The following is a 19760-nucleotide window of genomic DNA, read 5'->3' as shown; positions in this document are numbered from 1 at the left end:
AATTTCGCCTCAAGTAAGCATTTTGGTTTTGCGTAGTTCACGAGGGGTGATCCCAAACAAATTTTTAAACTGTTCAGTAAATCTAGATTGAGATTGATAGCCACACTCAAATGCAATATTTCCAATGCTGTTATTGGTGGTTTGAATTAAGTGCAATCCATGCCCCAGTCTTACTCTATTACGAATGTCTTGAATACGGTTTCCCTCACTTTTTAGCTTTCTTCTTAACGTCGATGAACTCATGAAAAGTTGGGAAGCAATAAATTCAGCTGTGAGTTCTGTAGATAAATGATCAGAAATTAATGCCTGAACTTTTTCACTCAAGCTTGTAGTCATATTTAGGCTAGAGATATCGGTATAACCAGAATGATAAATAAGCTCTAAAAGTTCTCTTCTTCTAAATTTAAAAACAGAAGACGGGGCAATGAGAGAAAAATCTATAAATTGAGAAAGTGCATTTTCGAGTAAGGAGTTGAGTTGGCCTTGTACAAACTTTTTAGGAGTTCCTGAAGAGGTAGGGAGGTCTTTAAAGTCATCAAAGTCGAACTCGATGAGGAGCGCAAAATATTCTTCTTGATTTGGAATATTGCGCATATCAATGCTGGCACTATTTGATAAAAATATAAAAGAACCAGTTCCACATACAATGTTTTCAGTTTTCCCTAACTCTTTAATGCCACTTAAAATAGCGATGAATAACGGTTTCGTAATTGGAACATTTCTAATTTTTTGTTCTTTATAAGCTGAATAAATTGAAAAGGGTAAATTTAAATTGTTATGGGAGTGAATTGCTTTCTTAGCTAAAGAAGTGAGATTTTTCATTGAGTTGAAATATTTAATTTAATCTGGGGCTTAAATAAGGTGAGAAAATTATCGGCTTTTCTGACTGTTTTTTAATATTTTGGCTAATAAAAAAGCTTAAACCCATTAGATTTAAGCCTCTTTAAATTTCAATTCTGGCGGTGAGAGAGGGATTCGAACCCTCGATACGCGCAAACGTATACACACTTTCCAGGCGTGCTCCTTAAGCCACTCGGACACCTCACCAAGGCGTGCGATAGTAACTAAAAAATCTTGTTCTGCCAAGATTTAAGATGAGCTTTACAGAAAAAAAATAATAGAGGTGATAAGATTGCGATAAAAATCATGTTGGTTTAATTACACAATGCAAAATACGGCCAAAAAAGCAACCTTGCCTGCCACGGCTTTGGCAGCTCTTGGGGTGGTCTTTGGAGATATTGGAACAAGTCCACTCTACGCCTTAAAAGAGTCCTTCCATGCAGCGCATGGGTTGGGAATTAAGCCTGAAAACGTATTAGGAATTTTATCCATTATTTTTTGGTGCTTAATGCTGATCATCAGTATTAAGTATGTCGCCATCGTCATGCGTGCAGACAACAATGGCGAAGGCGGAATTATGGCCTTACTCGCATTGAACTTACGTAAAGCCAAAATTGCCGATAACAAAAAAATCTACATGATTGCCATTGGCTTTATTGGTGCATCGCTGTTTTTTGGTGACGGTATTATTACCCCAGCCATTTCGGTACTCTCGGCAGTCGAAGGTTTGTCTATTGCAACCGATGTGTTTGACCCGTTCATCATGCCAATTGCGATTACCATTATCATCGCGTTGTTTTTGGTACAAAAACACGGTACGGCCTTTGTCGGTAAGTTTTTTGGCCCGATTACGATGGTGTGGTTCTTATCTTTAGGATTATTAGGTCTTCACAGCGTCATTCAAACCCCTGTGGTGTTAGGCATGTTTAGTCCGCATTGGGCGATTCAGTTTATCTACCACCAACCCCTAATGACCTTTTTCGTGATGGGTGCTGTGGTGTTAACAGTTACTGGTGGTGAAGCGCTTTATGCCGATATGGGACATTTCGGACCAATTCCGATTCGTCTAGCATGGTTCTTTGTGGTGTTGCCGTGTTTGGTTTTAAACTACGCAGGACAGGGTGCATTGTTGCTCAGAGACCCAGCGGCGATTCAAAACCCGTTCTATTTATTGGTGCCACAGTGGGCACTTTACCCAATGATTATTATGGCGACCATGGCAACCGTAATTGCCTCTCAAGCCGTAATTTCTGGGGTGTTTTCACTTGCACGTCAAGCGATTCAATTGGGTTATTTACCGCGTTTAAGTATTAAACATACCTCTGAGTCTGAAGAAGGCCAGATTTATGTTCCTTTCTTAAACTGGTTGCTTTTAATCGCAATTATTATCTTAATTTTGATTTTCAAAACCAGCTCAAACTTGGCAAGTGCTTATGGTCTCGCTGTAACCTTGACGATGCTATGTGACACGATTTTGGTTGCTGTGTTCATCTATTCAGCTTGGAAGTGGAGCATGCCAAAAGTGCTACTCCTCATTATTCCATTCTTTGTTTTAGAGTCGGTATTGGTGGGTGCAACTTCACTTAAAATCTTGTCGGGCGGTTGGGTGCCATTACTGATTGGTGCGATTGCAGTGACTATCTTAATGACATGGAAACGTGGTCGTGAGCTCACTTTTGCCAAGCTCGAACACGATACGTTATCACTCGATTTGTTTGTGAAAAGTATTGGTAATAGCGTGCACTGGGTTCCGGGTGATGCCGTCTTTATGACAGGTACACCGAACGTTGTACCACATGCCATGCTGCATAACATCAAGCACAATAAAGTGCTGCATCAGCGCAATATCTTGGTTACTGTAGTGATTGAAGATGTACCTTTTGTTGAACCAGAAGATCGTATTTCAACAGAAACTTTAGCTGAACATTTCTTCCGTATTAAGATTTTCTACGGCTTTAAAGATGAAATGAATGTACCAAAAGCACTCATGCAAGCTTACGAGCAGTTAGGTCTTGAATATGACTTAATGCATATTAGCTTCTTTATTTCCCGCGATCGTATTGTTCATTCGGTGGGCGACGGTATGTCTCCATGGAGAGAGAAACTGTTTATCTCTATGCAGCGTAATACCAGTCCGGTGAGTGATTTCTATCAAATTCCAACCAACCGTGTGGTTGAGTTAGGTAGTCAAATCGAGATATAAAATATTGATGTATAAAAAAACCAAGACAAATGTCTTGGTTTTTTTATGGCTCAAATTATTGAGCTTGAACAGGTGCATCTGCTGGCAAAGCACCATCTTTTGCCATCGGGTCTGCCGACTGACTTGAATCTGCCGCAGATGGTGCAGCATTCGGATCTTGTGGCGCTGGAGACGCTTGGTCTGGTGCAGGTGGTATTGTATCAGTTGGTGCAGCCGGAGGTGCCATTTCACCGCCTGCTGGAGGTGCTGGTGGAACGTCTGCCGGAATAGGAGCGCCTGTAGGAGCAGCATTTGTCGGTGCAGCAGAAACTTGTTGTACTTGTCCGCTATTGACTAAATCGCTAATAGAACCAGGTTGGCCATTTACCGTTGTAGTAACTTTTACTTTAGACAAACTTTCTAAAGTATCTCCTGGCTGGACTGCTGGTTCAGCCAAAGCTGCCATACTACACAATCCTGTGATTACGCCAATACCAATAATCTTTGAATGGATCATTAAGTGGACTCCGATTATATTTTTATCCAAATTTGTGGAGCTAACCATGTCATAAGCAATCAGTGTTTTTCAACGAAAGATACGCAATTGACGTAATTCAATAGCCAAAGCCTCTCATAATTCCAACAGATTGTTACGTAATGGGGAGTGGAGTTACAAAAAAGATGACCATGTTTTAACCATTTGAAAGATAAGAGATATACTTAAAAAAGCAGGGTTGTTAAGCTGCGTGTGGACAGTGGTATTGATAGAAACATGGCAAGTAAAAAACGTAGTAAAGGTACAAACTCTTTTTCTCTAAGTGAGCATTTTGGCAAGATTATTCTTGCTTGTATTGCTGCGGGAAGTTTTGCAATTGCTTTTGGTAGTGAAAAGATTTCGCAGTGGTTTTCGCCTTTAAGTACTAACTCGACTTGTTTAAATCAGTTCTATCGTGAAGTTCCTCCTGCTTTAAATAAAGAAAGCTTAAAAAAAGACAGTTATCCGCTGTGCTTTAATGGCTTTAACGTTTTGTATTCAGGAATCTCTAAAACGCCGTTATGGTCGGCTGAGCATTTAAATGCAGAACGTTTGAGTGTCAAAATTAAGCGTGAAGATAACTTTCATGAAGAAACTCGTGTTGATCAAAAGCATCGGGCACTGTTAAGTGACTATCGTGGTTCAGGTTATGACCGTGGTCATATGGCACCGAATGGCGATATGCCAAATAAAAACTCACAGTCTGATAGCTTCTCGTTAAGCAATATGGTGCCGCAAGCCCCTAAAAATAATCAGGAAGTTTGGCGTAAACTCGAAGAAGCCACACGCGCCATTGCGACCAAGCAAAAACAAGATGTATATGTTGTTACTGGCCCTGTTTTTGAGGGCAAACGCCTTAAAACTATTGGGAAAGGTGTAATCGTTCCAACCGCAATTTATAAAGCGGTGTATATGCCAAAAACTGGCGCTATTGGGGCTTACTACGCACCTAACAATAACTCTCTGCAAGTGAAAGTGGTGAGTGTTTGTTACCTTGAGGAACGCTTAGGTGTTAACCTGTTTCCACAGTTAACTGAGCAGCAAAAGCGTAATGTCTATCGTCTACCTTTAACGGCAGCCTCGGTTAAGCCAAATCAGAAGCTAGACTATTTACATTGGGATGGGGAAAGCCAATGTGAGCAGGACTTAAATGCTGATCAAATTAACGTGTTACAAGACCAGTTTAAAAAGCAAAAAAGTGGCTCTTCAGAAGCGATGGAAGCAAAAGTTCCAAGCATTGATGAAGAAACACGCCAAGCCATTGTGAAGCAACTGGTTGAAGCATTGGTGAACTATTTCTTGCAAATAATGAAATAAGCAGTTTTTTTGATTGTTATTGCAACACCGTAATTATTTAAAATAGAATCCATAGACAGATCTGTCTATGGATTCTATTTTAATAAGGACAATAACAATGTTTGCCTCGATGTTTCTTTTTTCATTTGCAATGTCTATTACCCCCGGTCCCGTAAATACCGTAATTTTATCGACCAGTTTAAATCATGGTTTAAAAAGATCGCTTCCCTATATTTCAGGCGCCACGATTGGTTTTACCTTACTTTTGATTTTTATGGCATTTGGGCTTCAGAGTTTATTAACTCAGTTTCCTGTTGTATTAAAAATTCTTGCGATTTGTGGAACGTTATTTGTTTGTTATATCGGTATAAAAATTATTCTCTCGGCTACCAACATTTCTATTTCAAGTGCTCCTGTAGAACAGATGATTATTCCCAATTTTAAAGATGGTTTCTTGTTACAGTGGCTCAATCCGAAAGCATGGTTGGCTTGTGTGTCTGGTATTACCATGTTTACAAGCATTGAAAATCCGCAGTCTTTACCCATCTTTATCATTATTTATTTTTTCACTTGCTATGCGTGTTTGTTCTTTTGGGGGCTATGTGGCGATAAATTTTCGGTGGTACTTAACCAAGGCAACCGTTTGAAATATTTTAATATCCTGATGGGAGCCTTTTTAATTTTATCGGCACTTTTAATTTTGATTGATTTTTTTTAAATTGGTCGTATTACACTGTGAAGATATAACAACGAGATAACACCTATGTTTAAGCCATTTGAAAAGGGTACAGAGTCTTCATCAATTGAAGATTTAACATTAGAAAATGATGTCGATTGCGTCAGCATTTATGGCAACTTACAAATCACTAAAGACAAGGTCGGGTTAGAACAAGCGAAGGCTTTACAGAGCTTTTTAAACGATGTAGTTGCGGCTTTGGAAAAAGAAGAATTGCCTGAGAAAATTGAACGTCCAGCTGAACAAGAAATTAATAATCCGTTTTTATAGATGATTCATTAATAGAGTTTGATCTGGTCAAAGTTCTATGGTTATTGAATAATGCGTGAAATCTGATTCGTGATAAAGCCATTCACAACCTGCCCATTTTAAGATCAGGATTGTTACTGTGTGGGATCAGATAAATGATCCCAGAGAACAGGTTTTGTGAATGGCAATGGTTTTGGTTACTTTTGCCGAAACAAAAGTAATGAGAATTAGCTGATTACTTTCGATTTTACGAAGTAGAGCTTCATCGTGTTAATCCTTATCCCCAGCAACCACCTTATAAATAAGCGCACCAATCACAGCACCCAAAATCGGCGCCACCCAGAACAACCACAACTGACTTAAAGCAGCAGTTTCAGCAAAGAACGCGACACCTGTACTACGTGCAGGGTTCACAGAAGTGTTCGTGACTGGAATACTGATTAAGTGAATGAGCGTTAAGCCTAAACCAATCGCAATAGGGGCGAAGCCGGCAGGTGCGCGGCGGTCAGTTGCGCCTAAAATAATGATTAAGAAGAAAGCTGTAAGTACCACTTCAATAATGAAAGCAGAACCTAAGCCAAACTTGTTTGGTGATAAATCACCGAAACCATTTGAAGCAAAACCACCAACACCGCTAAAGCCCGCTTGGCCTTGAGCAATAATGTAGAGAACAAATGCAGCAGCAGTCGCACCGACCACTTGAGCAACAATATAGGGAATGAGATCTTTAACATCGAAGCGGCCGCCGACCCAAAGGCCAACACTTACCGCGGGGTTAAAATGTCCACCTGAGATATGCCCTAGAGCATAAGCACCTGTGAGTACGGTTAAACCAAAGGCAAGGGCTACACCTGCAAAGCCAATACCAAGTTCAGGGAAAGCTGCGGCTAATACTGCGCTACCACAACCACCAAAGACTAGCCAAAACGTACCTAGAAATTCAGCAAAATATTTATTCATTCTGATTACTCATTTATTTAATCTATTTTAATTAATGTGAATTACGTCACATAAATTTGAAGCATGTGACTATATGAAATTTTTGTTTTCAGTGTTGTTTTAATCAAGAAAAGATTTGTAAGTTTTGGTTGGTTATTCTTTGTCTAAAAATTGATCTCGCCATTGTTGTGGTGTTTGATTGGTCCAATGTTTAAATGCTCTTTGAAAAGCACTTTGTTCTGAATAACAAAGCAAAAGAGCAATCTCTTGTAAGCTTAAATGCGGATCTTTTAAATACTCGGTTGCGAGCATAAACCGTACTTGCTGAACACGTTCCTGAAATGTGGTGTTTTGTTGTTGTAAGTGGCGCTGAAGCTGTCGAACAGAAAGGCCTAGTTGAGCTGCAATATATTCAATTTGATATTGATTCTTTTGTAGCCCAGTCAAAATTGAGTGTTGTAAGCGTTGATCAAGTTGTGTCGAATTTGGTAATTGTTCTAAAAGTGCTTGGGCTTGTTGAACCAGTAATTGTTGTAAAGTGTGGTCAGCACTGCTCAGAGGCTTATTAATTTCAGTAATTGGAATGAGTAATTGGGTACGGGGCTGGCTAAAACGAACCGGACATTGAAAGTATTGTTCATAGACCCTGATGTTTTTAGGTGGGGCATTTAAAAAATGTACTTCATGCAAATGCACATCTTGGTGAGACATAAAAAGGCGTAAAAATTGGATCACCAGAGCAATGGCAATTTCATCGGTAAGTTGGGTGGGATGCAGTTCTGTAGCTTCCCAGCGAATAGAAGCATATTGCCCATATAGCTCAACCACTAAAGGACTTCCGTCATAAATTAGGCGGTGAAAATCATGATAGCGAATTAACGCTTCACCTAAGTTATCGCAAGAGAGTGCAAGGTAGGCAATAATTCCTAAGTGTTTGGGTTGTACATATTTGGCAATTTCTAGACCTAAACCCGGCTTGGGGTTTAATTTATAAATCACTTCTAATAGGTCGCGCCAAATCACATAGTCAAAGCGTTCCAGATTTTGAATTTGTTCTAATTGCTCAGGAATAGCTAACTGATTGGCTTCGCAGTAAGCTTTTAGTAGGTGTCCGAGTCCTCCATAGACTGAACCCGTATAATTTTTTAGTTGTGGCATCCCTGACCACCTCTTTCTTGTCGTGATTTGTCAATGAAACCATAAATTCTGGTCAATACATAGCATATCGAATTTTATATTCTGAATAAAAAGAAAAAGGAGTAAAGCGATGTTAAAAGGGTTTATTGCCGGAATTGCAGTTGCCAACGCATTTGAATGGGTAGCTCATAAATATATTTTGCATGGGGTACATCGTGCTGGACAACCGAGATATAGCCCTGTGCCAAAAAGCATGGAGTCACATTGGGCACATCATCGTGAAGTACGCAAACAGCAATTTCATGATGATTGTTATGTGGAAGGTGTTGGAAATTGGCGGACTAAAAATGAGTTAATTTCACTAGCAGTGGTGGCAACTGTTTCAAGCGCTATTTTTTACCCGTTTTCAAAAGGTATGGCACTCGCAGCTTGGTACAGTGCTGGAAATTATTATTATATTCATCGCCGTGCACATCTGGAGCCTGAATGGGCAAAGCGTAAAATTCCGTGGCATTACGACCACCACATGAACTCTAATCAAGATGCCAATTGGTGTGTGACCAAGCCTTGGTTTGATTATGTGATGGGAACACGTGTGGTGTCTTCGGCAGATTTAAAAGAACAAAATCCTTTGGGCATACGGTTACCGACAGTGATTGCTAAACCTTTATCTCAAGCTATAGAAAAAATCTTTCCTGCAAAATGGGTCGAGAAAAAAGAAAAGCCTAAACTCATCGGTGATCTGAATGTTGTAGACGGTGCGGCATAAAAAATAAAGGGGCATATCGCCCCTTTAAATATCAATAAACTTACAAGCGCATTTCGATGCCTTGTTCAGCTAAATATTGTTTAGCTTCTGGAATTGTATATTGCCCAAAGTGGAAAATACTTGCTGCCAATACTGCATCGGCGCCACCTTGTAAAATACCGTCTGCAAGGTGTTGTAAGTTACCTACACCGCCTGAAGCAATTGTTGGAACGGTAACGCGGTCATTAATAGCGCGCATTAAAGCAATATCGTAACCTGCTTTAGTACCGTCGGCATCCATACTGGTAATGAGTAACTCACCCGCACCGAAGTCAGCCATTTTTACAGCCCATTCAATCGCATCGATACCGGTTGGTTTACGGCCACCGTGGGTAAAGATTTCCCATTTGTTGTCGCCAGTCTTTTTGGCATCAATCGCAACCACAATACATTGCGCGCCAAAGTGCTGTGAAGCTTCTTGAACAAATTCAGGATTAAATACGGCTGCTGAGTTAATACTCACTTTATCCGCACCTGCATTTAATAACGAACGGATATCTTCAACTTTACGTACACCACCACCGACAGTTAATGGCACAAATACAGTCTCGGCCATACGCTCAACAGTACGGTAAGTGGTATCGCGTCCATGATGTGTAGCGGTAATGTCTAAGAAAGTAATTTCATCTGCACCTTGTTCGTTATAGCGACGTGCCACTTCAACAGGGTCGCCAGCATCACGAATATCGAGGAATTGAACGCCTTTAACTACGCGTCCGTTATCAACGTCTAGGCAAGGAATAATACGTTTAGCAAGCATAGCTTTTTCCAAAAATAATCGCCGTTGGTGAAAGTTCCTACACAGGCGCTACACCTTCATGAAGGGAAGAGGTATTCTATCAAACTTCACAGATGTTTTTTGCAGGTTTTCCATGTCGGTTTATACCCCGTTGAGTTTAGATGAAGTTCGCGCCTTTGCTGCACCTTATGGATTAGAGGTGTTGGAGCTGAACCCAATTCAGGGAGGTATTCAAAACACCAATTATTTTCTGGTTGATGTAAACCGTAAACAATATGTACTCACCGTATTTGAAGAGTTAGATGCACAAGGAGCAGGCGAGCTGATTCCTGTTCTTGAACAATTGGGGACTCATGATGTACCCGTTGCTGTGCCGTTAAAACATAGCGGACAAGCGGTTCATGTTATTGCAGAAAAACCTGCACAGATTGCACCACGTCTTATGGGTCACCATCCCATGCAAACGACAGTAGCGCAAGTTGCCGCGATTGCGGACGCACAGGCGAAACTGCATGTTGCTTTACAAGATTTTCCGCTTGAGCGTGAATATAGACGTGATCATCAATATTGGACAGGTGTTGCAGAGCAGCTTAAACCAAACATGTCTCAAGATGACCAAAATTTACTTGAACAGGTCTATCAAGCTTTTAATGCTAAAACAGCGCAGTATTCAAATCGACCAACAGGTTTTATTCACTCAGATTTGTTCCGCGACAATACCTTGTTTGAAGGCGAGCAATTACAAGGTATTTTAGATTTTTACGAGCTCAATCAAGACGAGTTACTGTTTGATATTGCGATTACCATCAATGATTTTTGTACCGAATATCCAGCAGCGCATTTAAACTCAGACAAAGTAGCGGCTTACTTAGAGGCATACCAAAAAGTTCGTGCGCTTACTTCAGATGAACTTGAATGTTTAGATGTATTCTTAGCAATGGCAGCGTGCCGTTTTTGGTCGATGCGTTTGCAAGTTGCTCAAAAAAATAAAGAAGAAGGACGTACAGGCGACGACATTTTGCAAAAAGATCCGCAAGAAATGCGAGCAATGATGCAAGACCGTTTAAGCCATGTAAAAGGATAAGGAATAAAGATGCGAGATCAGGGGCGATTAGTCGAATGGTTCGACGAAAAAGGTTATGGCTTTATTCAGCCAGATGATGCTGAAAAAGAGCGAGTCTTTTTGCATATCAAAGATTTTGCACGCCCCGGTCCTCGGCCAATTATTGGCTGTGCACTGGAATATCTGATTATCCTTGATGAACGTGGTCGCTTTCGTGCCCAGCAGGTGACCTATTTAAAGGCATCTCAAACTCGTAAAGCTCCAAAGCCAGCAAAAACAGAATCTTCTTTTCAAACCAAACCATGGTCTGCCATGCAAATGGGGATCGTATTTTATTTTGTTTTAATGGGCATTATGAGCTTTATGCATACTTTGCCAGCTTACGCCTTGTTGTTTGTTTTAATGATGAATGTGCTGAGTTATTGGCTCTATTCACAAGACAAAGAAGCGGCACAATTGGGTAATCGCCGTGTGCCTGAACAAACATTGCATATTGTCAGCTTTTTAGGGGGCTGGCCTGCTGCATGGTGGGCACAACAAAAACTGAGACATAAAACACAAAAACAACCCTTTCGTAAGATTTATTTTTGTACCATATTCCTTCATTTACTTTTGATTTTGTGGCTAATTTCTCCCTTAAACGTATTGCGGGGTTCATAAAAGTAAATCGTTTTATTAAACTCGAGAGGTATAAAAATGAATAGTTCTATCGACCAAGATTCAAATCGTACTTTAACGCTTATTTTATATGTACTTTATATTGTTGCCATTTTTACAGGTGGCTTACTTGCGGTTATTGCTCTAATTATTAACTACGTGAAACGTTCTGATGTACAAGGTTCAATTTTTGAGAGCCACTTTACATGGCAAATCAGAACATTCTGGTGGTATCTGGCTTGGAATATTATCGCCTTTTTGCCGTTTATTTTCTTGTTCTTTACGGGTGAAAATCCTGATCTGTTTGCAGGGGTTGCAGTCTCATCGACCGTATTCTGCGTAGGCGTAATTGCTGCTGCGTGGATTTGGATTGTATATCGTGCAATTCGTGGCTTGATTGCTTTAAATGATAATCGCCCGATGTATCAATAAACCATGATTATTGAACATGTGCATTTGAGTATAAAGGCTGGGCAAAGTGAGGCGTTTCTTGAGGCATTCGAGCAGGCCAAACATATTGTCTATCCAATGGAAGGCTTTAATGCTGTCCAACTCATTAGGCATGCAACTGACCCACATCATTATATTTTAATTATTTTTTGGGATGAGATTGAAAATCATACCGAAGGGTTTAGAAAGTCTGAGGCTTATCAGGAGTGGAAGGCATTGCTCCATCCATTTTATGATCCAATGCCGACAGTTGAGTATTATCAACCCTGCATGCTATTAAAGAAAAAATAATAGATAAAAAAGAGAGCATTACGCTCTCTTTTTTATTCTCGAATTCCTTTGATTTTTTTGGTTGGAAGCTTAATTTTTAACTCACTCACTAAAACACCTAATACCACTAAAGCACCACCCAAAAGAGCAATGACTGGTAAACGCTCACCAGCAATTCGACCAATAATGCCCGCCCAAACGGGTTCTCCTGCATAAATAATTGCAGCCCGTGAAGGGTCAACCACACGTTGAGCCCAGTTCATCACAAATTGAATGAGTGCACTGGCTAAGCCTAATGCAACAGCAATCATCACAAGAGGCCATGAGAATGCTGGAATCGCATGCTCGCCAACCACAGGCATAATGGCAAAAGAAATTAGAGAGGCAACCCCGAGTTGAATGATAGTGACACGGCGTAAATTTACTTTTCCAGCAAAGTAGCTAATAAAAATAATCTCTAAAGCAATCGCAAATGCGCCAAGCACTGTTAAAAGCTGTCCAAAACTTAATGAAATCTGCTTAAAACCATTGCCTGTCAACAAAACAAGACCAGCGAAAGCCAGAGCTGCTCCCACCCAAGTCATGATGTGTGGAACTTTTCTAAAGATAAGCCACATTAAAAGAGGGACAAGCGGCACATAAAGTGATGTTAAAAACGCGGATTCACTACTTGGAATAGTTTGAAGACCAATCGTCTGTGTACCATAGCCTGCCGCAATTACAAGGCCAATCGCACTCCCTGCACCTAAATCTTTTAACGTTATGCCATTCATACTCTTTAATGAAATAAGCAGTAAAGTAAGCGCTGCTACAGCAAAGCGACAGCCCACAAAAAACATAGGTGACGAAAAATTCAGTGCATACTGCACAGTAAGGAATGTTCCACCCCAAATAATGGTAATTAGGATAAGAGCTAACAGTGGGGCTTTGCTTGAGCTCAGAGAAATTGGTGACATATCTGATCAGGAGAAATTGTGCAATATACTGCACATATTGCAGTATTCCTATGTTTTGTGCAATATATTGCTCATATTTTCTTTGCTATTTATTTTATGACCCAGTCCAGCACCGTTTTACAGCACGTCGGCACAAATATTCGTTCATTAAGAGATGAGCGAGGTTTAAGCCAGCAGGATTTAGCCGATCAGGCTGGTGTGAGTAGACGGACAATCGCTGCTTTAGAAACGGGGCAAGTCAATATTAGCTTGGCTAAACTCGACGCAATTGCGGTAGTTTTGGGCGTAGATTTTAGAACGATTGTGAGTGCACCTGAGCTCAAAGAACAAGCCTTAGTGAATGTACTTGCTTGGCAGGGAGACAAAGAAGAAAGCAAAGCAACTTTACTGGCTTCAGTTCCGTCTCGGTCTCAAGTTGAGCTGTGGACATGGTCATTGGCTGTGGGTGAATCTTATATTGCTGAAGCAGATGCGGAAGGATGGCAAGAATTGATTTATGTATTAGAAGGTGAGTTGACCATACAATTTACCGACAGCATTAAAATTATTCCTGCTGGTTCATCTTTTAGTTTTGAAAGTTCAGTGACTTATACCTATATCAATAGTGGTAAACAAGTGCTTAAATTTATTCGAAATGTGGTGTATTAACTTTAAAGTCTTTTTAAAATCACATGAGTTATTAAGTTTTATATATAGAATTTTTATTATTTAAAAACTTGTAATTTTAATTAAAAAAACATGAATAATAATAAATAAGGCAAGTTATAATATTTCTTGTGTAATGAAATTATTTTTAAATTGTTTTAATAGAAAAAAGATACAGAAATGAAGTTTTTATTAAGTTCGCAAGATATTCAAAACTATAAATTTTTATGGAAAGTTTCTAAAGAAAATTATAAGAAACAGAAGGGTAGTATGTTTCTCATGTTTTTATTAGTGATGTTTTCAGCATTCTTTACAACATTGTTGCCATACCTGCTGAAAATTATTATTGATTACTCTGCACACGAATATAACTTTTTCCTCAATATTCAACTCCCATTTAATTTTTTATATCTACTTGTACTTGCCTACGCGACTGCATGGTTGGTGAATGAGTTATGTCATTGGACGCAAAATATTTTTAGTGCTTATTTGATGGTTGATTTCAAAGGAGCATTAATTTTTGCAGGCTTAAAAAATTATTTAAATCTTAAAAAAGATGAACAAGATCAAATTGAAGCTGGAACAGTAATCAGTGATCTTGCAAGAGGAAGTTCTGCTTTTGGTGAGATTAATTTAACGTTACTTCTTCATTTGGGGCCAATTATTTTTCAATTGGCGATGATTTTTGCAGTTCTATTTACGACCATTAGCCTAGTCTTTAGTATTAGCTTTTTATTAATAGCTATCATTATTTTTTTAGTTTCCTTTCATATAAATAAAACAAGTAGTTCACTATTCGATGCGATGTATCAAAAAGATAATCAGGCGAATAGTCATTTGATACATCAGATTTCAAATTCATATGAAATTAAAGTAAAGAATGCAGTACCGTTTCAGTTATCAAAATTTAATGAAACACTCAATTTATCCATTACAACAGCTAAAGATAGGAACAAGAAAATAGGGTTATTGATGATTTCTCAATTGTTCCTGATCTTTCTATTTTTACTCGTTTTTATGTTATTTACAGTGTTTCTTTCAACTGAAAAGCAGCTTACACCGGGTGCTTTTGTATTGATAAGTACCTATATTATTCAACTCACCAATCCATTTCTGGCAGTTTCCCAAAGCTTGATGCGTTTAAATGGAAATTTTGTCGCGTTAGCAAAATATCGGCAGTACTTTAATCTAAAGAAAGAACAATATACGTCTTCTGCCATTCAACATTCTGAAGATCTCTTCCAATTTATAAATGCTAAATTTTTATTAGGAAAAAGAGCAGTAGATCATTTTAATTTAACAATACGAGCCAATAAAACGTATGTCGTGATTGGCCCAACAGGTTTGGGTAAAACTTCTCTGATGAATTATTTAATGGGGGTATATCAGATTCAATCAGGACAGCTTTTGTATAAAAATATTGATATTAGCCAAAATTTTTCTAAGCATATTTTTGATGAGGTTGTTTACGTTGCACAGCAACCAGTTATTTTCCCTTATTCCCTTAGAGATAATTTAGTTTATAACTCCTCGCATATATATGAGGATTCTTACTTACTTCAGATGCTTGATCAATTTAACCTGTTACATATTTTGAAAAAGCATCAACTGACACTTGATGATGATTTAACTGAAATTTATAAGAATTTTTCAGGAGGAGAAAAGCAAAGAATTTGCATTCTTAGAGGACTTTTAGCTCGCCCTCAACTCATCATCCTAGACGAACCGACTGCCGCCTTGGATGTAGATACTGCAAAAAATATACTTGAATATATTCAGCAAGTCGTTCCATCCGTAATTATGATTACACATTCACCCTACGCAATGGAGCTTGCAGATGAGGTAATAGATTTAGAAAAGTTATTAAACTAAAGATAATCAAAAAATAAAAAAAGAGCCTAAACAGGCTCTTTTTTAGATCTTAAAAAATTAAAGACGATTTTCATCTAACAAAAGCTGAGCTTCACGAAGGCTCAGTGTGCCTTCATAAATTGCACGGCCTGTAATCGCACCTAAAATGCCCGGTTGGCCTATTAAGTTGCGAACGTCATCAAGGTTAGTTACACCACCTGAAGCAATTACTGGTAAGCCTGAGTATTGAGCCAAGTTTACAGTTTGCTCAACGTTTACACCTTGCATCATGCCATCACGAGCAATATCGGTATAGACAATGCTAGACACGCCTGCATCAGCAAAACGTTTTGCTAAATCAGTTGCTTTAACGTCAGTTACATTAGCCCAACCGTCAGTAGCAACCATGCCATTCATGGCATCAATACCAACAATGATGTGGCCAGCAAAGCGCTTACAAGCTTCTTCTACAAATTCAGGCTCTTGAACTGCTTTAGTGCCAATAATGACAAAAGTCACGCCAGCTTCTAAATAGTGCTCAATTGTTTCTAAAGAGCGAATACCACCACCAATTTGAATTGGTAATTCTGGCTGAGCTTTAGCAATTGCTTCAACAATAGGTTTATGAATTGGAGTGCCTGCGAAAGCGCCATTCAAATCGACCAAATGCAAACGACGTGCGCCTTCATTTACCCAATGCTGGGCAGTTGCAACTGGATCGTCAGAGAAAACTGTATCGTCTTCCATACGCCCTTGTTTTAAACGCACACATTTACCATCTTTCAGGTCAATTGCAGGAATGATTAGCATGCTTCCGCTCCTTGCTTCATCATGATTATGAAATTGTGCACATCTTAGCAAAGTATTGATCAATCGCTAAGCCTTAGAAAAGACTTTTATAACTTTACGCTTGAAGTGCGGTTTGAATAGTTTGAGAAATGTGAGCGGGTAATAGTTTTTGTTTTCTGAGCTCTTGAAATACCAATAAAGCAGCATATGCATCGGCAGCAGCGTAACTGATTTGCTGAGAGCTAAGTGGCTTTCGTGCCCAGTTTGACGTTCCGATTTTTTTCGACTTTGCAAGATATTGCTCAAATAACAGCGCCACTGCTTTTTGTACCCCCAGTTGCTGTTTAAAACCAAAATGGCTAAAGCCTTTTGCGAGGTCGACACAACCTTCGAGTTCAATCCCTTTTTTATGAAAAATATGCTTATCGTTTTTGAGGCCAAAACCGACTTTAATTTGTTTGGGGTTAGATAAAATGGGCAGCAGAAATTTTAAAGTGAATGAATTTACATGAAACAGATATGCTTTTTGTTCAGTCGCTAACTGAATCAGATGTGGGCCTGTCGAGACTTCGCCCACTCGAAACGTGGGTTTTGATTCGGAATCAAATCCCAAAATTTCAGCGTTTTTTAATTCTTCTTCAATAGTTTTGCATTGCTCAATATTTTCAATCACCACAATATTTTGATGATTAAGATTTTCAAAAGGAGGGAGCTGCTGAATAGAGGCTTTATCAAGAAGGGGAGAGGCTTCGGACATATTTAACAGCATACAAAAGAATTGAGCTATTAGCTTTATATATGAATAAAGCCTAGAGAACTAGGCTTTATCAATGATTTAACAATGTTTATGGTTGGGTTGTTGAGCTAATTTTAATTTGTTGACTTTTTTCAATGTAAGTTTGATAGCTTGGGACTGCTATTGCAATAATGGCAACAATAAAGAGGATTGGAATAATGACAATATAAATCCAACCCAATATACGCTCCCAACTTGGCGTTGCCCGCGCTGGACCGTAGTCGTTAGTACCTTCATCGCCTTTAGCTGCAAAAAGATAAATCATAAGGCCAATATTTACCAAGGGTACGAGTAGAAGTAGTGACAGCCAACCACTATGATTTCGATCATGTAAACGACGAATCATAAGTATAAAAGTAGAATAGAAATATGCGATATAAAGAATAAATAATAAAATGAACCCAACCGTGACAGGTACATTACTGCTGGGTTCAGCTACCAGACCAGCAGACATACCAATCACTGCAAAAGCACTAGTGAAAATAATAGCATAAAGCAGTAACCATGCTGCATAAGAGAGTCGTCCAAAACGACCACTAGCTTTAAAGGGTGAATCTTGTTGAAGTGGCTGATTTTCAAAAGGGGAATTCATTTTGTTTTCCTGATCATTTGGTTTTATTTAAAAGTATAAATATTCAATATTTTGTTGAATAAAATATAATTCTGTAAATGATTGGTTGTTATTATAAATAAAAAAATAGATCAGGCCATCTCGACCTGATCTATTTTATTTTTTAAAGGAAATTAAATATTCCATTCCACAAAGTTTTTAAGTAACTGCAAACCGGCAGTATGACTTTTCTCTGGGTGGAATTGAGTCGCAAATAAATTATCTTTGTGAATTGCTGTGCAGAAGTTCACACCATAGTCACAGGTCGCAGCCACAACGCTTTCATCTTTTGGCTCGACATAATAACTATGTACAAAGTAGAAACGTGCATCTTGTTCGATGTTGTTCCACATTGGGTGGCTTGGGTCCAATTGATGAACCTGATTCCAACCCATATGAGGCACTTTTAACCCTTCCATTTGAGGGAAGTGTTTTACTACGCCGTCAAAAATACCTAGTGCGTCTACACCGCCATTTTCTTCAGAACTTTGTAGTAATGCTTGCATGCCGACACAAATTGCAAGAACAGGTTTATTAAAAGCAGCTTTACGTACGACTTCATCAATGCCTGCTTCGCGCATGCCTTGCATACAGTCGCGCATTGCCCCAACACCTGGAAAAACAATTTTGTCGGCTTGTGCAATTAATTTTGGATCATTGGTCACATCGACTGTAGCGCCCACATACTCAAGTGCTTTAGCTGCTGAGTGTAGATTGCCCATGCCATAATCAAGTAACGCGATACGTGTCATTAGAGGCTACCTTTTGTCGATGCAATCGTGTTTTCGGCACGTGGATCAACTTCACATGCCATACGTAAAGCACGAGCTAGCGCTTTGAACACACTTTCAATTTGATGATGGCTATTTTTACCTTTCAAATTATCGATGTGTAAGGTCATAAGCGCATGGTTTACGAAACCTTGGAAAAACTCAGAAAATAAATCGACATCAAACGTACCGATACGTGCGCGGGTAAATGGAATATCCATAAATAAACCCGGACGACCAGATAAATCTACAACAACACGAGACAAAGCTTCGTCTAATGGTGCATAAAAATGACCATAGCGTTTTAAACCTTTTTTATCGCCTAAAGCTTGTGCAAAAGCTTGTCCAAGCGTGATTCCACAGTCTTCTACGGTGTGGTGATCGTCAATATCGAGGTCTCCGTCACAATGAATATCGATATCAAATAAGCCATGTCGCTTGATTTGATCAATCATATGGTCTAAAAATGGAACTCCAGTGTTTAGTGTGCCTTGACCAGTACCGTCGAGATTTAATCGAACTCGAATTTTGGTTTCATTGGTATTTCTAACCACTTCACTGATACGTTGCGTCATGGACACGTTCCTCAAAAAACGTCAAAAATGATTGGATGTAACGATAATTTCGCTGTGACGAATTCGTGACAGCATCATAGTTTGCTCAGGAGGGTTAATCAATGCCTATTACCGTACATGCTTATAGTTCTCTAGATAATTCAGAGATTCGCGATCAGCTTGAGCGACTGTATGATACAAGTCCGGAGTTTGGTGACGGGCACGATGCGATTGAACAACTTGAACAAGATTTACAACAGTATACCACGCTATACACTGCCGAATTTAACACCAAAATTATAGGGGCAATGTGGTCTTCAGGACAAGGCGAAAGCAAGGTTCTTGAATATATTGTTGTGCACCCTGCCAACCGGGGGCGTGGGGTAGCAGAGCGTTTAGTTGAAGAAGCTTGTCGTATAGAAGAGTCAAAAGGCGTGAAAATTTTTGAGCCGGGTTGTGGCGCTATTCATCGTTGTTTGGCTCATATTGGTAAATTACATCATTAAAAGTCCAGTTCGTATGTAATGGTGATTTAAAAATAATCACTTGTTACAAAAAACGCGGAAGTTGCTTGACGTGATCATATAAACATTGTTTAATACGCCCACTTCGGCGTGATAGCTCAGTAGGTAGAGCAACGGATTGAAAATCCGTGTGTCCCCAGTTCGATCCTGGGTCTCGCCACCATTATATGTGTTTTCAATCCCTGATCCCATCAGGGATTTTTTTTGAGTATAAAAAATACTCATTTAAATCAAAAACTCAGGATAATAGTTGACTATTGTTCTGAGATACGGCTTAATACAGGCCATCGGCGTGATAGCTCAGTAGGTAGAGCAACGGATTGAAAATCCGTGTGTCCCCAGTTCGATCCTGGGTCTCGCCACC

General features: G+C 39.3%; 23 protein-coding genes and 3 tRNA genes. 14 read left to right on the top strand and 12 right to left on the bottom strand.

What is annotated here, in order from left to right; translation table 11 throughout:
- Positions 1-9: 9 nt before the first annotated feature.
- Both RMB13_RS02640 and RMB13_RS02635 read right to left on the bottom strand, forming a co-directional pair.
- Positions 10-822 (bottom strand): AraC family transcriptional regulator, encoded by an 813-nt coding sequence (locus RMB13_RS02640; RefSeq protein ID WP_311084346.1) that lies wholly within the window; start codon positions 820-822, stop codon positions 10-12.
- A 135-nt stretch (positions 823-957) separates the two neighbouring features.
- Positions 958-1047 (bottom strand) — tRNA-Ser (locus RMB13_RS02635).
- Between the two features lie 118 nt (positions 1048-1165).
- On the opposite strand from RMB13_RS02635, the gene RMB13_RS02630 reads away from it, so the two are divergent.
- Positions 1166-3043, top strand: a complete 1878-nt coding sequence (locus tag RMB13_RS02630; RefSeq protein WP_017390917.1) for a potassium transporter Kup — start codon at positions 1166-1168, stop codon at positions 3041-3043.
- A 55-nt stretch (positions 3044-3098) separates the two neighbouring features.
- Here the strand turns inward: RMB13_RS02630 and RMB13_RS02625 are convergent, their stop codons facing one another.
- Positions 3099-3539: a hypothetical protein gene (locus RMB13_RS02625; protein ID WP_311084345.1), complete on the bottom strand. Its 441-nt coding sequence runs from the start codon at positions 3537-3539 to the stop codon at positions 3099-3101.
- Between the two features lie 255 nt (positions 3540-3794).
- Here RMB13_RS02625 and RMB13_RS02620 point away from each other — a divergent pair, with 255 nt between their 5' ends.
- From RMB13_RS02620 to RMB13_RS02610, 3 genes are all read left to right on the top strand, one after another.
- On the top strand, positions 3795-4874 hold the full coding sequence (locus RMB13_RS02620) for a DNA/RNA non-specific endonuclease (protein WP_311084344.1): 1080 nt from the start codon (positions 3795-3797) through the stop codon (positions 4872-4874).
- Positions 4875-4971: 97 nt separating this feature from the next.
- Entirely contained in the window at positions 4972-5571 is a 600-nt protein-coding gene (locus RMB13_RS02615) for a LysE family translocator (RefSeq protein ID WP_311084343.1), read from the top strand.
- A gap of 45 nt (positions 5572-5616) precedes the next feature.
- A complete protein-coding gene (locus tag RMB13_RS02610) occupies positions 5617-5859 on the top strand; it encodes a hypothetical protein (RefSeq protein ID WP_000476055.1) in 243 nt (80 codons plus the stop codon).
- Between the two features lie 249 nt (positions 5860-6108).
- Here the strand turns inward: RMB13_RS02610 and aqpZ are convergent, their stop codons facing one another.
- Both aqpZ and RMB13_RS02600 read right to left on the bottom strand, forming a co-directional pair.
- Positions 6109-6798: an aquaporin Z gene (gene aqpZ, locus RMB13_RS02605; protein WP_003653910.1), complete on the bottom strand. Its 690-nt coding sequence runs from the start codon at positions 6796-6798 to the stop codon at positions 6109-6111.
- 132 nt (positions 6799-6930) lie between these two features.
- Complete coding sequence (locus RMB13_RS02600) at positions 6931-7935, bottom strand: AraC family transcriptional regulator ligand-binding domain-containing protein (RefSeq protein ID WP_311084342.1); 1005 nt, start codon at positions 7933-7935, stop codon at positions 6931-6933.
- Between the two features lie 109 nt (positions 7936-8044).
- Between RMB13_RS02600 and RMB13_RS02595 the strand changes: the two genes are divergently transcribed.
- Positions 8045-8683 (top strand): hypothetical protein, encoded by a 639-nt coding sequence (locus RMB13_RS02595; RefSeq protein ID WP_311084341.1) that lies wholly within the window; start codon positions 8045-8047, stop codon positions 8681-8683.
- A 40-nt stretch (positions 8684-8723) separates the two neighbouring features.
- Here RMB13_RS02595 and hisF read toward each other — a convergent pair whose 3' ends face one another.
- Positions 8724-9482 carry an imidazole glycerol phosphate synthase subunit HisF gene (gene hisF / locus RMB13_RS02590; protein WP_005038191.1) on the bottom strand — a complete coding sequence of 253 codons (759 nt, stop codon included), beginning with the start codon at positions 9480-9482 and terminating at the stop codon, positions 8724-8726.
- A 112-nt stretch (positions 9483-9594) separates the two neighbouring features.
- Between hisF and RMB13_RS02585 the strand changes: the two genes are divergently transcribed.
- From RMB13_RS02585 to RMB13_RS02570, 4 genes are read left to right on the top strand one after another with little or no spacing between them, the layout of a single operon-like run.
- The gene (locus tag RMB13_RS02585; protein ID WP_311084340.1) at positions 9595-10545 is read left to right on the top strand and encodes a homoserine kinase; all 951 of its coding nucleotides are present in this window, start codon (positions 9595-9597) and stop codon (positions 10543-10545) included.
- Between the two features lie 9 nt (positions 10546-10554).
- On the top strand, positions 10555-11184 hold the full coding sequence (locus tag RMB13_RS02580; protein ID WP_281835939.1) for a DUF1294 domain-containing protein: 630 nt from the start codon (positions 10555-10557) through the stop codon (positions 11182-11184).
- Between the two features lie 36 nt (positions 11185-11220).
- Complete coding sequence (locus tag RMB13_RS02575; protein ID WP_005038196.1) at positions 11221-11613, top strand: hypothetical protein; 393 nt, start codon at positions 11221-11223, stop codon at positions 11611-11613.
- 3 nt (positions 11614-11616) lie between these two features.
- Positions 11617-11922, top strand: coding sequence for an antibiotic biosynthesis monooxygenase (locus RMB13_RS02570; protein WP_205468423.1), 306 nt, complete (start codon positions 11617-11619; stop codon positions 11920-11922).
- 32 nt (positions 11923-11954) lie between these two features.
- Here the strand turns inward: RMB13_RS02570 and RMB13_RS02565 are convergent, their stop codons facing one another.
- Entirely contained in the window at positions 11955-12857 is a 903-nt protein-coding gene (locus RMB13_RS02565; protein ID WP_311084339.1) for a DMT family transporter, read from the bottom strand.
- A gap of 96 nt (positions 12858-12953) precedes the next feature.
- Between RMB13_RS02565 and RMB13_RS02560 the strand changes: the two genes are divergently transcribed.
- Positions 12954-13505 (top strand): XRE family transcriptional regulator, encoded by a 552-nt coding sequence (locus RMB13_RS02560; RefSeq protein WP_311084454.1) that lies wholly within the window; start codon positions 12954-12956, stop codon positions 13503-13505.
- A 177-nt stretch (positions 13506-13682) separates the two neighbouring features.
- Positions 13683-15374 carry an ABC transporter ATP-binding protein gene (locus tag RMB13_RS02555; RefSeq protein WP_311084338.1) on the top strand — a complete coding sequence of 564 codons (1692 nt, stop codon included), beginning with the start codon at positions 13683-13685 and terminating at the stop codon, positions 15372-15374.
- A 57-nt stretch (positions 15375-15431) separates the two neighbouring features.
- Here the strand turns inward: RMB13_RS02555 and hisA are convergent, their stop codons facing one another.
- The 5 genes from hisA to hisB all read right to left on the bottom strand — a co-directional run bounded on the left by hisA (position 15432) and on the right by hisB (position 18893).
- Positions 15432-16163, bottom strand: a complete 732-nt coding sequence (gene hisA / locus RMB13_RS02550) for a 1-(5-phosphoribosyl)-5-[(5-phosphoribosylamino)methylideneamino]imidazole-4-carboxamide isomerase (protein WP_004639792.1) — start codon at positions 16161-16163, stop codon at positions 15432-15434.
- Positions 16164-16257: 94 nt separating this feature from the next.
- The gene (locus RMB13_RS02545; protein ID WP_080027906.1) at positions 16258-16899 is read right to left on the bottom strand and encodes a 3'-5' exonuclease; all 642 of its coding nucleotides are present in this window, start codon (positions 16897-16899) and stop codon (positions 16258-16260) included.
- Between the two features lie 88 nt (positions 16900-16987).
- Positions 16988-17530, bottom strand: a complete 543-nt coding sequence (locus RMB13_RS02540; protein ID WP_311084337.1) for a DUF805 domain-containing protein — start codon at positions 17528-17530, stop codon at positions 16988-16990.
- Positions 17531-17682: 152 nt separating this feature from the next.
- On the bottom strand, positions 17683-18300 hold the full coding sequence (gene hisH / locus RMB13_RS02535; RefSeq protein WP_003653881.1) for an imidazole glycerol phosphate synthase subunit HisH: 618 nt from the start codon (positions 18298-18300) through the stop codon (positions 17683-17685).
- Positions 18300-18893 (bottom strand): imidazoleglycerol-phosphate dehydratase HisB, encoded by a 594-nt coding sequence (gene hisB, locus RMB13_RS02530; protein WP_004639787.1) that lies wholly within the window; start codon positions 18891-18893, stop codon positions 18300-18302. Before hisB ends, hisH begins: the two co-directional genes overlap by 1 nt.
- Positions 18894-18994: 101 nt before the next feature.
- On the opposite strand from hisB, the gene RMB13_RS02525 reads away from it, so the two are divergent.
- The 3 genes from RMB13_RS02525 to RMB13_RS02515 all read left to right on the top strand — a co-directional run bounded on the left by RMB13_RS02525 (position 18995) and on the right by RMB13_RS02515 (position 19758).
- On the top strand, positions 18995-19378 hold the full coding sequence (locus RMB13_RS02525) for a GNAT family N-acetyltransferase (protein ID WP_003653877.1): 384 nt from the start codon (positions 18995-18997) through the stop codon (positions 19376-19378).
- Between the two features lie 105 nt (positions 19379-19483).
- A tRNA-Phe gene (locus RMB13_RS02520) sits at positions 19484-19559 on the top strand.
- Between the two features lie 126 nt (positions 19560-19685).
- Positions 19686-19758, top strand: a tRNA-Phe gene (locus RMB13_RS02515).
- Positions 19759-19760: the final 2 nt, after the last annotated feature.

The sequence above is a fragment of the Acinetobacter sp. V102_4 genome (genome assembly GCF_031799005.1).
GTDB lineage: Bacteria > Pseudomonadota > Gammaproteobacteria > Pseudomonadales > Moraxellaceae > Acinetobacter > Acinetobacter calcoaceticus.
The sequence above is the reverse complement of the archived record's forward strand: the minus strand, read 5'-3'. Positions and strand labels throughout refer to the sequence as shown.